This is a genomic window from Cryomorphaceae bacterium (genome assembly GCA_017798125.1).
Lineage (GTDB): Bacteria > Bacteroidota > Bacteroidia > Flavobacteriales > ECT2AJA-044 > ECT2AJA-044.
Genome location: CP059070.1, coordinates 1,306,287 through 1,318,993 on the forward strand (window position 1 = coordinate 1,306,287; position 12,707 = coordinate 1,318,993).

A 12,707-nucleotide genomic window follows, 5' to 3' on the forward strand; every position below is an offset into this window, starting at 1 on the left:
TCCATGAATCTTCAGACCATTTTAATTCTTATTCTCATCGGACTGGCCGCAGGAGTGGTTAGTGGTTTAGTGGGAGTCGGAGGAGGAATCCTTATGGTCCCTGCCATGGTTTTCTTTCTGGGATTGTCCCAGCACGCCGCACAAGGGACCAGTTTGGCGGTGATGCTTCCGCCCGTTGGAATTTTGGCCTGCATCAACTACTACAAGGCTGGAGCCCTCGACTGGAAATTTGCCTTGATCATTGCCATCACCTTTGTGGTGGGGGGCTATTTCGGCAGTAAAATGGCCATTGCGATCGACCAAAGGATGCTCCGCAAGATTTTTGGCGTCATGATGCTCCTCGCGGCGCTCAAGCTCATTTTCGGGAAATAATAGAATCGGCCCGCAGGGCCAGAATCAGGAATTTAAGGCCGTTTAGTTGGCAACTTCGCTCAAGAACTTGATGCGCATTAAGCGTAACTCTTCTTCGGAATACTCGTCATCGAATTCGGCCATAGCTTCGTCAATGGAATCCGTTTCGGCATCCTCCATGAAGTAGTCAAAGATTTCCTCCTGCTGATCCTCTTCGAGCATGTCCGTCAGATAGTAGTCGATGTTGACCTTGGTGCCGGAGTACACAATGCGTTCGATCTCGGTGAGGAGATCATCCATTTGTAGGTTCTTGGCGGCGGCAATATCTTCCAAGGGAAGCTTGCGGTCGGTGGACTGAATGATGTATACCTTCAGGCCGCTTTTATTGACCACTGTTTTGACCACCATGTCGTCTGGACGCTCGATGTTGTTGTCCTGAACGTAGCGTTCGATCAGCTCGACAAAGGGCTTACCGAACTTTCGGGCCTTTCCTTCACCCACACCAAAGATGTTTTTCATCTCTTCGAGATCGATGGGGTATTGGATGGCCATGTCTTCGAGCGAGGCTTCCTGGAAAACGGCATAGGGGGGTAGGTTTTTGGATGCCGCGACTTTCTTGCGCAGTTCGCGAAGCATCTTCACCAGTTCTTTGTCTGCCCCGCCGGTATTACCGGTAGAAGCATTGGTTTCATCGGCCTCTGCAGCAATGTCGAAGTAATGGTCTTCGGCCAGCATAAAGGAAGTCGGCTCGTTCAAGAAAGCCTCTCCAGATGGGGTAATCTTCAAGATGCCATAGGTCTCAATCTCTTTGCGAAGCAGATCGGCCACAATCGCCTGGCGATACACCATCCGCCAGAAGGCCATATCCTTGTCTTTTCCGCTTCCGAATTCCGCGTGCCCATCGAGCTTATAGGTTTCGATGGTCGCATTTCGAATGCCCGATAAGAATTTGCTGAGGTCCTCGATTTTGAAGCGCTCTTTCGTCTCCCGAACTGTTTGAAGGGCTTTGAGTACGAACTCTTTACCTTCAAAATGCTCCTTAGGATAGCGCTGGTTATCGTCCATACCTACGCCCTCGCCATTGCGCTCGTCCCAGGTTTCGCCAAAGTAGTGGAGGATAAACTTGCGTCGACTCATACTGGTCTCCGCATAGGCGACCACTTCCTGCAAGAGTTGATGACCCACTTCTTGTTCAGCGACGGGCTTTCCTTGCATGAATTTTTCGAGCTTCTCAATGTCTTTATAGCTGTAGAAGGAGATGCACACACCTTCGCCGCCATCACGGCCAGCTCGCCCCGTTTCTTGGTAATAGCTCTCCAGCGATTTGGGAATATCGTGGTGCAGAACAAAGCGCACATCTGGTTTGTCAATCCCCATCCCAAAAGCAATGGTAGCCACGATGACGTCCACGTCCTCCATCAAGAAAGCATCCTGATGTTTGGCACGAGTTCCGGCATCCAGCCCAGCGTGATAAGGCAGGGCTTTAATCCCATTCACCTGAAGCGTCTCGGCCAGCTCTTCTACTTTCTTGCGCGAAAGACAGTAGACGATTCCCGATTTTCCTGGTTGACTCTTTACATACTTGATGATCTCTTTGATCACGTTGACCTTCGGCCTAATCTCGTAGTATAGGTTGGGTCGATTGAAGGAGTCTTTGAAGACGTTGGCTGTCTCCATGCCTAGGTTCTTCTGGATGTCCTCTTGGACCTTGGGCGTTGCCGTGGCCGTAAGGGCAATGATGGGTGCGCGTTCGATTCGCGTAATAATGCTCCTCAGGTTCCGGTACTCGGGACGAAAATCGTGCCCCCATTCCGAAATACAGTGGGCCTCATCAATAGCGTAGAAAGACACCTTACACTGCTTGAGGAATTCAATGTTGTCTTCCTTGGTCAAGGATTCTGGAGCCACGTACAAAAGCTTGGTGATGCCGCTTAACAAGTCTTCTTTAACTCGCGTGACCTCCTTCTTGGTCAAGGAACTGTTCAATACGTGGGCCACGCCTTCTTCCTCACTGAACCCGCGGATGGCATCCACTTGGTTTTTCATCAAGGCGATCAGTGGTGAAACCACAATGGCCGTTCCCTCGCTCATCAACGCCGGCAGTTGATAGCATAGACTCTTTCCACCGCCGGTTGGCATAATGACAAAGGTGTCTTCACCGTTCAATACACTTTGAACAATGGCATCCTGTTGGCCTTTGAACTTGTCAAAGCCGAAATACTGCTTTAGTGATTTCTTCAGGGGGGGAGACATAGCGGGCCCGTCGAGTGTTACGGTTTTAATTACTTTTGTAGCGCTGTGTGTCACTCATTTCGAGGGTACTAACCTAAATGTAGTGCATTTTGGCAAGTTCACCAACCTATAGCGCACATTCACTTGGAACATTCTGATAAGATCATAGAGTCTGCATTGCGCACCATATCCATTGAGTCTCAAGCCTTGGAAGGCCTTAAAGGACAAATCGGAGATGAGTTCGCGAATGCCGTCGATACCATTTATCGCTCCAATGGCCGAGTTATTGTCACCGGTATTGGAAAAAGTGCAAATATTGCCAACAAAATCGTCGCGACGCTCAACTCTACGGGGACGCCAGCTATTTTCATGCACGCGGCCGATGCCCTGCACGGCGACTTGGGTATTGTCCAGAAGGATGATGTCGTCCTGGCTTTAAGCCACAGTGGGAATACGCCCGAAATCAAAGCCCTCTTGCCCTTGATTAAGAGCATGGGCAATGTGCTCGTGGGCCTCACGGCCCGATCCGATAGCTACCTCGGAAAACAGGCCAATTTCGTACTGAATACAGCAGTAGAGGAAGAAGCCTGTCCCAATAATTTGGCGCCTACATCCAGCACCACGGCCCAGCTCGTCATGGGAGATGCCGTTGCGGTTGCCTTACTCGAGCTTCGCAACTTTAGCTCTGAAGACTTTGCCCGCTATCATCCCGGTGGAAGCTTGGGGAAACGACTCTACGTTCGCGTGGCTGATCTGTACACTCAGAACGAGCGTCCATCAGTACAAGCAGATGCGTCGGTTAAAGAAGTGATTGTGGAGATTTCGACCAAGCGCCTTGGGATTACCGCTGTCTTGGACGGCTCCGAAATGGTTGGAGTGGTTACCGATGGCGATCTGCGTCGCATGATGGAGCGCGAAGATGATGTCCTTCAGGTGAAGGCACGGGACATCATGACCCCGTCTCCTCAATATGCGGAGCCCCAAACTTTGGCTTCAGAAGCCTTACATCAAATGGAAGACAAGAACATCACCCAGCTCGTGGTGGTTGAGGAAGGGGAGTACAAAGGCATTATCCATCTGCACGATATCTTGAAGGAAGGGATTATTTGATATGAGCGAACAGCCTCCCAAACAAATCACCGACGGCGAAGGCGCCGAAATGGGCTTTTTGGACCACCTCGAGATTCTTCGTTGGCATTTGATTCGCTCCGCAGGAGCCGTTATTCTCTTTGCTATTGTCGCTTTTGTGGCCAAGAGTATTGTATTCGACGTCATCATTTTCGGACCCAAGAACGCGGACTTCGTTACCTACCGCATGTTTTGCCTATTGTCGCAAGCCTTGGGACTGGACGATGCGCTCTGCATGACCGAACTTCCTTTCACGCTGCAAAATATTGACATGGCCGGTCAGTTCACCACCCACATTTGGGTGAGCTTGATTGCCGGATTCATCGTGGCCTTTCCCTACGTCCTTTGGGAGGTATGGCGCTTCATCAAGCCGGGATTGAAGAAATCGGAGAGTCGATACGCGAGTGGAGTCGTATTCTTCAGCTCCCTGCTCTTCATGGCTGGGGTGAGTTTCGGATACTTCATGATTGCGCCGTTGTCGGTCAATTTCTTGGGGAGTTACACGGTCAGCCAACAAGTGGCGAACGAGATTAACCTCGGAAGTTTTATTTCAACCGTCACCACGGTCACCTTGGCTACTGGACTCATTTTCGAGCTCCCAATCTTGGTATACTTCTTCACCAAGCTGGGCCTCCTGACCCCGCAAATGATGAAGACCTACCGTCGTCATGCTATTGTGGTGACCGTCGTTCTATCCGCCATTATTACTCCGCCGGATATCGCCAGTCAAATCCTGGTCTCTTTACCACTTCTGGTACTTTATGAGATCAGTATTTTCATCTCTGCTCGTGTGATCCGAAATCAGAAAAAAGCTGAAGCCCATGGCTAACATCGTCGAAGAATTCAACGAAAACCGCAGCCGCTTGAACGACCTCATTTTGGAGGCCGATAACAAAGTCATCAAGCGCATCTTCAACCTCGACACCAACGCCTTTATGGAAGGTGCTTTGGATGTCCCGACGAAGGAATTAATTGGACTGGTTGCCTCATTGGTGCTTCGCTGTGACGATTGCGTCAAATACCACCTTGGAAGATGCCACGCAGTCGGCCTGAGCAAAGAGCAAACGTTCGAAGCCTTGGCCATAGGACAACTGATTGGAGGAACCATCGTCATCCCACACCTGCGCAGAGCAGCTGAGTATTGGGATGCTCTAGAAAACGAATCCAAAGGGTGAGTCGCATTGCCCTCATAGCCGGACTATTCCTCTTAGTTCTTGGGGCCTGCGGCCCGAAAACTTCGGCCATCCGAACCGAGGAAGTCTCCTTTACCTCGCTGGGCGATACCCTCCATGGCGTATTGAGTAAGCCCAAAGGGAAGGGTCCTTTTCCAGCAGTGGTTATGATTCACGGTGCTGCCCCAGCGACCCGAAAAAACTATCAAGAGTTTACGCGTGCTCTAGTACATCAGGGCGTAGCGGTCCTCAATTACGACAAGCGGGGCTGTGGCGCAAGCGGAGGAGTCATGTGGTATGCGGATTTAAACGATTTGGGATCCGATGCAGCTGCTGGCTTATCTCTTTTGAAGAATCGAGAGGACATCGATTCGGACCGATTGGGCTATTGGTCTATTGCCCAGGGTGGATGGGTGATGCACTTTGCCCATGACCGCGCTCCAGCGGACTTCATGCTGGGCATCTCTACGCCAAACATCACACCTCGTGAGCAGATTCGATATCAAGTGGCTTCCGTTGTTTTAGAGAATGGCGGGACAGAGCAGTTTGCCGAGCGTTTTACACGATACTTAACGGGCTATGTGGATTACTTGCGCACCCGTGAAGGGTACCAAGCGTGGATGCGTGAAGATTCACTCCTCAGAGATGATGAGCGCATGTACGATTTAGAAGACTTCTTTGCCTTCAGCGATCTCGTCCATCGCGAGCCTCCCTCGGAGTTGCCTCCATTTGACTCTTGTCAAGTCAATCCGAGCGCCCGCAACTTGGATTTCGATCCCGTGAATTCTTATGCCTCCCTGGACATTCCGGTTCTCTTGATTTACGGCCGGGAAGACCAGACCCTACCCTTGCGGGACAATATTGAGCGCGTACTCCCGGTGGCTAAACGCGAAGGACAAATTCAATTCAAGGCCTATTTCCACGCGGATGAAAGCATGCGCGATCAAGGGCGATTCCCGGAAGGTTTTATGGACCTCATGGGCGGCTTCGTTCGAGAGCCCGGCATGCGAATTCCAACCGAATAGCGTTACTTTAGCAACACGTGAAACTCAGAGCAGAACATTTGGTCAAGCGCTACAAGCAGCGCACGGTAGTGAAAGGCGTCAGTGTTGAAGTCAACCAAGGCGAAATCGTGGGGCTGTTGGGTCCCAATGGAGCGGGAAAAACGACGAGCTTTTACATGATTGTAGGCCTTATAAAGCCCAATGAAGGCGGTGTTTTCCTCGACGATGAGGACATTACCAAGCTTCCGATGTACAAGCGCGCTCGAAAAGGCGTAGGCTATTTGGCTCAGGAAGCCAGCGTGTTTAGGAAGCTCAGCATTGAAGACAACCTTCGAGGTGTGCTTCAAATGACCGGGTTGTCCAAGGCGGAACAAAAAGATAAACTCGAGGACTTGTTGGACGAGTTTGGCCTTCAGCACATCCGCAAGAACCGTGGAGATTTGCTGAGTGGTGGGGAACGCCGACGTACCGAGATTGCTCGAGCATTGGCGGTTGATCCAAAGTTCATCTTGCTCGATGAGCCCTTTGCAGGTGTAGACCCCATTGCGGTGGAAGATATTCAGAGCATTGTCGAGAAGCTCAAAGAGAAGAACATCGGAATCCTCATTACAGACCACAATGTTCAGGAGACCTTGAGCATCACCGACCGAACTTACTTGCTCTTCGAAGGGCGCATTCTCAAGTCCGGTTCTGCTGAGGAATTGGCGGAGGACGAACAAGTCCGTAAGGTATACCTCGGCGAAAAATTTGAGCTCCGTCGCTCCTAATCTCTGAGCTTGATGAATCAACTGATCCTCATTACAGGGGGCTCCAGCGGAATTGGTAAAGCAGCTGCTCGAATCCTTGTGAACGAAGGCGCGAACGTTGTTCTCGTTGCTCGCAATCAAGAGAAGTTAGAAGCCGCGGCACAGGAGCTTGACCCAAGTGGAGAGCACGTCTCTACTTATTCCATCGATTTAAGTGACCCCCAGGCTGTTCAGCGCGGAGCTTCGCAAATCACCGAGGAAAGAGGTGTTCCCGACGTGGTCATCAACAGTGCTGGTGCGGGCGAATGGCTTTCGCTCGAGGAGTCAACCGCCGAACATTACTTCGAGACCATAAAATCACCCTATCTCGCTACAGCCTATACCGTGAAGGTTTTCTACGATCTCATGAGAAAGCGTGGTACGGGACATTTCATCATTGTCAACTCGGTAGCCAGCTACGTGCCTATTCCGGGTGCCATTGGATACGCCACTTCCCGTTCAGCCATGCAAGGCTTTGCGCAGTCGCTGCAAGCAGACTTGCACTCCACGGACTTCAAAGTCTCCTTGATCTCTTTGGGGAAAGTAGATTCACCCTACTTCACCACCAATGCGCGAAGTGAGGAGCGTATTCCAAAAGTGGTGGATTGGTTGGTGCGCACGTTGACGGAAGAGCAGGCAGGACGCGCTGTTGCTCAACTGGTGCACAGGCCAAAAAACATTACCATCAAGCCCCCTATGATGCGGTTCTTGATCGTCTTAAGTCGTTATTTTCCGGGAACCTTCCGCTGGGCGATGCGCCGAACGGGATATCAGAGTTCGAAGAGCTCGAACTCGTAGTTTTCCATGATCTTGTTGCAGAGAAGCTTCTGACACGCTTCGTCAACTTTGGCTTGAGCTGTATCGCGATCAGCCGCCTCAATTTCCAAGTGGATGTGCTTTCCAATACGCACCGAATCGATCTCGGCCAAACCGACATTTTTCATGTTGGTAGACACCGCTTTTCCTTGTGGATCTAAGAGAGCGGGTAAGGGCATTACATTGATTTCTGCGCGGAATCTCATGACTTCAATAATCGGTTAAAATGTATTCGGCTAAAAAGCAGGTACAAAAGTAAGCTAATCGGTATACCTGTCCAACCAAAGAAGCCAAGACTCGCACCCATGGAAAAGAGCATCAGATATTTCCACTTATTCTCTGCCCATCCACGGCCCGATCCTTTAAAACTCATCAGCGGAATATTCGAGACCATCAGCAGCGAAATCACCACCGACCACACCGCAATAAGTAGCGGACTCAGCCAAAGACTATCGCCCGCTCCGTACGTGTAGTAGAGCGGAATGAACAGCGAGGCCAAGGCCATAGCTGGTGTCGGGAGGCCTAAAAAGTGTGTCTTTTGATCGGTACTGATGTTGAATTTGGCCAGTCGAAATGCGGAGAAAAGCGGAATCATTAAGGGTGCCTGCGGCACGATGTCCCAAGCCCAGTTTCCAGTTCCTCCATTGGCTCCGCCCAACTCCGCCGATAAGGTGTACAGTAAGAGTCCTGGTGCAACCCCGAAGGTGACCACATCGGCCAGTGAGTCCAGTTGAACACCCAATGGGCCAGCTACGCCTAGCGCTCTGGCGGCAGCTCCGTCAAACAGGTCCGCAAGGGCTCCTAAAATGATGCAAAAAGCCGCCCACTTGAAGTTGCCGTGAAAGGCATAGATAATCGAAAGTAAGCCAAAGAGCAGATTGCTCATGGTTAGGGCGTTGGGTATGGCTGATCTCCAATTCATGTGAAGCGCAATATATCGAGTTTTCTGTTGTTGTATTGAAATGTTATCCATCTTTGCAGACATGAAGCGCCTCTCTTTTGTCGCCTTATGTGCATTCTTGCTTTCTGTTCCAGCAGAAGCCCAGGTACGTAAGTACAGCAACGAGTTTTTATCCATCGGGGTGGATGCTCGCGCATTGGGTATGAGCAATGCCGTGGTGGCCAGCGTACAGGACGTAACAGCGGGTTATTGGAATCCAGCCGGTCTGGTCCATTTGCGCGAGCGCTGGGAAATCGGCTTGATGCACGCGGAATACTTCGCCGGCATTGCCAATTACGACTATTTGGCGGGGGCTACTCCCATAGATGATCAAAGCACCTTTGGGGCCTCCCTGATTCGTTTTGGTGTGGACGACATCTTGGACACCAGTGAGCTCATCGACCAGGATGGAAACATCGATTACGACCGCATCAACCTCTTTAGCGCAGCGGATTACGCCTTGCTCTTGAGCTACGCACGCAATACCAATATTGAGGGCCTAAGTGTAGGTGGGAACGTCAAACTCATTTACCGAGGCATCGGAGATTTTGCAGATGCCTTTGGGTTTGGATTCGATCTGGGAACGCAGTACCACACCAACGCCTGGAGCTTCGCGGCGACTTTGCGCGATGCCACCACCACCTTCAATGCATGGAGATTCAATACAGATAAACTTGAAGAGGTCTTCATCGCAACAGGCAACGAGATCCCTACAGATGCATTGGAGTTGACCGCGCCCAGATTGACCCTGGCGGCGGGACGCGCCTTTGTGCTCGGAGACAACTTCAGTCTGTATAGTGAAATTGACCTGGTGACCACCTTCGATGGTCGTCGTCCCACTTTGATTTCCAGCGATTTTGCCAGTATTGACCCTTCCTTAGGGCTCGAGTTCGGATACCGTGACTTTCTCTTCTTGCGCATGGGCGTCGGAAATGTTCAAGAGGCCATTGACTTTGACGATAGCTCCTATTGGACCTTTCAACCCAACTTGGGCATTGGCTTCCGCTACCAGAACATTTCTCTGGATTACGCCCTCACCGATATTGGAGACCAAAGTGTAGCCGTGTATTCCAACGTTTTCTCCCTAAAGCTTAACTTCGCTCGTAAGCAATCGTAAACTATGCTTCGGCGACTCCTACTAGCCCTCGCTTCTGCCTTACTCCTCATCCTCGCTTGGCCGCCACGGATGCTAGCCCCCTTGACCTTAGTCGCCTTCATTCCACTGCTTTGGGTGGTACGCGAAATAGACTACGATACTGAATTCAAGGGCAAAAAGGGCTGGGCCGTTTTTGGGTACAGTTTTATCGCTTTTCTCATTTGGAACGTCGCTTGCAGTTGGTGGATCTATTACGCCGCGGCGATTGGAGCCGTTTCCTCCAGCCTGTTCAACGCAACAGCCATGGCCTTGATGATGGTCCTGTACTATAAAGGTCGTAAGAACTTGGGCCCCCAGAGAGCCTTAATTTCGCTTCCGGCCTATTGGGTTGCCTTCGAACACTTCATTTTACGCTGGGATTTGTCCTGGCCCTGGATGAACCTCGGAAACGCCTTTGCCGGTGCTCCAGACGCGGTTCAGTGGTACGAGTATACCGGAACATTGGGAGGAACCCTTTGGATCTGGGTGGTCAACATCACCCTGTACGCTTGGTTGGCCAAGTTTCAACGTCAGCACCAAACGGTGCGACAGTGGTTGCGCTTGGCCTTGCGGCTTGTCCTCTTCATTCTAGTGCCCTTAGCACTAAGCTTGCAGATAGGAGCCCAATATGTGGCCCTCGGGGACACTGCAGATGTGGTCGTGATTCAACCGAATGTGGACCCGTACACGGAGAAGTTCAATACGGATGACATCGAGCAAACCCGCAGAATTCTGGCCATTGCCGATTCCGTGATGGACGATCAGGTGGACGTTGTTTTGGCTCCCGAAACAGCCCTTCCGGGCGGGTTGAATGAAGATCGCCTAGATCGCGAGCCCACGATTAGATTGATTCAGAGTTGGCTCCGTCAGTATCCAAATACACAGTTTGTGATTGGTGCGAGTACCTATAAAGTATACGATCGCCCCCAAGATGCATCGCCTACGGCGCGATACAACGAGCGAGCGCAATACTACTGGGACAGCTTCAATACCGCCATTTCCATCACTTCAGATACCATCCAAACCTATCACAAGTCCAAGCTGGTGGTCGGGGTGGAGCAAATGCCCTTTAGAAGTACTTTGCAACCTCTACTCGGTGAAGCCATTCTGGATCTCGGTGGAACCACGGGCACCTTGGGCATGCAGGAAACCCGAGACGTCTTCCCACACGGCACTAAGGACCTGAAAGTGGCCCCGGTCATCTGTTGGGAGAGTGTTTTTGGGGAGTTTGTGACCGATTATGCCAATAATGGAGCGGACTTTTTGGGGATTATCACCAACGATGGGTGGTGGAGGGATACCGACGGGTACAAGCAGCACTTTGCTTATGCGAAGCTTCGGGCCATTGAAAACCGAAGAAGCGTCGCTCGGGCGGCCAACACGGGAATTTCGGGCTTTATCGACTTTAAAGGAAATACACTTCAGCGACTGGGTTGGGATGAGCGCGGAGCTCTGCGCCAGGAGGTATTCTTGTCCAATGCTCCGACCCTCTACCAGCGCTATGGTGACGCTATTGGGCGATTGGCGTATGCTCTGGCCATAGCCTTCTTGTTGTACGTTTTTGTGCGAGGTCGAGTGAAGGCTTGAAAGAAGGGGCAAAGGGAGCATCGCGCCGCAGGCGCAAATCCATAGACAACACCCATCGCATATCGACAAATGAAAAGCTCGGAAAGAGGCTATAAGCAGTGCATTAGTTACCTTTGAAGCCTCAATGAAATTGAATTGATAAAATCATCATAATGAGTACCTACGACGTAACCGTCATTGGATCAGGACCGGGAGGATATGTAGCGGCGATTCGCTGCGCTCAGCTCGGCATGAAAACAGCAATCATCGAGAAATACGACAGCTTGGGCGGAACTTGCTCCAACGTGGGTTGTATTCCTTCGAAGGCATTGCTCGATAGCTCAGAACACTACCACAACGCCGCGGAAAAATTCGAAACGCACGGGATCGAATTGGCCGATTTGAAGGTGAATATGCCGCAAATGATCGAGCGGAAGCGCGGAGTGGTTAAAGGGAATGCCGACGGTATTGCCTTCCTCATGAACAAGAACAACATCGATGTCCACACTGGATTGGGTTCCTTCGTGGATGCGAATACACTTAAAGTCACTGCTGCCGATGGGACGGAGACGGAAGTGAAAACTGGAAAGGTCATCATTGCGACCGGATCCAAGCCGAACAGCTTGCCGGGAATCGAAATCGACAAGGATCGCATCATCAGTTCTACGGAAGCCCTGGAATTGCAGGCTGTACCGAAGAAAATGGTAGTCATCGGTGCTGGTGTTATTGGACTCGAGCTCGGATCGGTTTACCAGCGTTTGGGAACGGAAGTGACCTTCTTGGAATACGCGGATCGTGCCGTGCCCATGATGGACAGTGCGATGAGCAAGGATTTGACCCGCGCGATGAAGAAGTTGGGCGTGAAATTTAATTTCTCCCACAAGGTGAAATCGGCGGAGAACACCGGAAAAGGTGTCAAGGTAGTCGCCGATAACAAGAAAGGTGAAGAGGTCACTTTTGAGGCGGATTACTGCTTAGTAGCTGTGGGTCGGAAGCCGTACACGGCTGGATTGAACGGCGAGGCCATCGGATTGGAGATGGACGACCGCGGACGCGTGGTGATCAACGACCAATTCGCGACCAATGTAGACGGCGTTTACGCCATCGGTGACGTGGTTCGAGGAATTATGTTGGCGCACAAAGCCGAAGAAGAAGGTGTGGCCTTGGCTGAGCTTTTGGCCGGTCAGAAGCCGCACATCGATTACAACTTGATTCCTAATGTGGTTTACACTTGGCCAGAAGTGGCTTCTGTAGGTAAGACCGAAGAGGAATTGAAAGAAGCCGGGGTGAAGTACAAGACTGGATCTTTCATGTTCAAGGCGAGTGGACGTGCGCGTGCCTCGATGGACACGGACGGTCAGGTGAAAATGCTGGCAGATGCGGCAACCGATGAAATTTTGGGCGTTCACATCTGTGGGCCTCGTGCCGCGGACATGATTGCAGAGGCAGTTGTGGCCATGGAGTACCGCGCTAGTGCGGAGGATATTGCGCGCATGAGCCACGCTCACCCAACATATACGGAAGCGATTCGCGAGGCGGCTCTTGAAGCCACAGAAAACCGCGCTTTGCACAAGTAAG

Annotated in this window: 13 protein-coding genes; 10 read left to right on the forward strand and 3 right to left on the reverse strand. The window is 51.3% G+C overall.

All coding sequences use genetic code 11. The features are described from left to right. Positions 1-3: 3 nt before the first annotated feature. A complete protein-coding gene (locus HZ996_05485) occupies positions 4-372 on the forward strand; it encodes a sulfite exporter TauE/SafE family protein (GenBank protein QTN38625.1) in 369 nt (122 codons plus the stop codon). Between the two features lie 42 nt (positions 373-414). Here HZ996_05485 and HZ996_05490 read toward each other — a convergent pair whose 3' ends face one another. Continuing rightward, complete coding sequence (locus tag HZ996_05490; protein ID QTN38626.1) at positions 415-2,604, reverse strand: RecQ family ATP-dependent DNA helicase; 2,190 nt, start codon at positions 2,602-2,604, stop codon at positions 415-417. 123 nt (positions 2,605-2,727) lie between these two features. Between HZ996_05490 and HZ996_05495 the strand changes: the two genes are divergently transcribed. Genes HZ996_05495 through HZ996_05520 form a run of 6 tightly spaced genes read left to right on the forward strand, consistent with a single transcriptional unit; the run spans position 2,728 to position 7,470 of the window. Beyond that, positions 2,728-3,693, forward strand: a complete 966-nt coding sequence (locus HZ996_05495) for a KpsF/GutQ family sugar-phosphate isomerase (protein QTN38627.1) — start codon at positions 2,728-2,730, stop codon at positions 3,691-3,693. Position 3,694: 1 nt separating this feature from the next. Next, entirely contained in the window at positions 3,695-4,540 is an 846-nt protein-coding gene (gene tatC / locus HZ996_05500; protein QTN38628.1) for a twin-arginine translocase subunit TatC, read from the forward strand. Beyond that, on the forward strand, positions 4,533-4,886 hold the full coding sequence (locus HZ996_05505) for a carboxymuconolactone decarboxylase family protein (GenBank protein QTN38629.1): 354 nt from the start codon (positions 4,533-4,535) through the stop codon (positions 4,884-4,886). Before tatC ends, HZ996_05505 begins: the two co-directional genes overlap by 8 nt. Continuing rightward, positions 4,883-5,908, forward strand: a complete 1,026-nt coding sequence (locus HZ996_05510; protein ID QTN38630.1) for an alpha/beta fold hydrolase — start codon at positions 4,883-4,885, stop codon at positions 5,906-5,908. Before HZ996_05505 ends, HZ996_05510 begins: the two co-directional genes overlap by 4 nt. A gap of 17 nt (positions 5,909-5,925) precedes the next feature. Beyond that, complete coding sequence (gene lptB, locus HZ996_05515; GenBank protein QTN38631.1) at positions 5,926-6,654, forward strand: LPS export ABC transporter ATP-binding protein; 729 nt, start codon at positions 5,926-5,928, stop codon at positions 6,652-6,654. 12 nt (positions 6,655-6,666) lie between these two features. Beyond that, positions 6,667-7,470, forward strand: coding sequence for an SDR family NAD(P)-dependent oxidoreductase (locus tag HZ996_05520; GenBank protein QTN38632.1), 804 nt, complete (start codon positions 6,667-6,669; stop codon positions 7,468-7,470). Here HZ996_05520 and purS read toward each other — a convergent pair. After that, positions 7,443-7,694: a phosphoribosylformylglycinamidine synthase subunit PurS gene (gene purS, locus HZ996_05525; protein QTN38633.1), complete on the reverse strand. Its 252-nt coding sequence runs from the start codon at positions 7,692-7,694 to the stop codon at positions 7,443-7,445. The two genes, HZ996_05520 and purS, sit on opposite strands and share 28 nt — an antisense overlap. Then, complete coding sequence (pssA, locus tag HZ996_05530) at positions 7,691-8,410, reverse strand: CDP-diacylglycerol--serine O-phosphatidyltransferase (protein QTN38634.1); 720 nt, start codon at positions 8,408-8,410, stop codon at positions 7,691-7,693. Before pssA ends, purS begins: the two co-directional genes overlap by 4 nt. Before the next feature lie 61 nt (positions 8,411-8,471). On the opposite strand from pssA, the gene HZ996_05535 reads away from it, so the two are divergent. The 3 genes from HZ996_05535 to lpdA all read left to right on the forward strand — a co-directional run bounded on the left by HZ996_05535 (position 8,472) and on the right by lpdA (position 12,706). Beyond that, complete coding sequence (locus HZ996_05535) at positions 8,472-9,545, forward strand: PorV/PorQ family protein (GenBank protein ID QTN38635.1); 1,074 nt, start codon at positions 8,472-8,474, stop codon at positions 9,543-9,545. Between the two features lie 3 nt (positions 9,546-9,548). Then, a complete protein-coding gene (lnt, locus tag HZ996_05540; protein QTN38636.1) occupies positions 9,549-11,150 on the forward strand; it encodes an apolipoprotein N-acyltransferase in 1,602 nt (533 codons plus the stop codon). A gap of 152 nt (positions 11,151-11,302) precedes the next feature. Further along, positions 11,303-12,706, forward strand: coding sequence for a dihydrolipoyl dehydrogenase (gene lpdA / locus HZ996_05545; GenBank protein QTN38637.1), 1,404 nt, complete (start codon positions 11,303-11,305; stop codon positions 12,704-12,706). The last annotated feature ends 1 nt before the right edge of the window (position 12,707 follow it).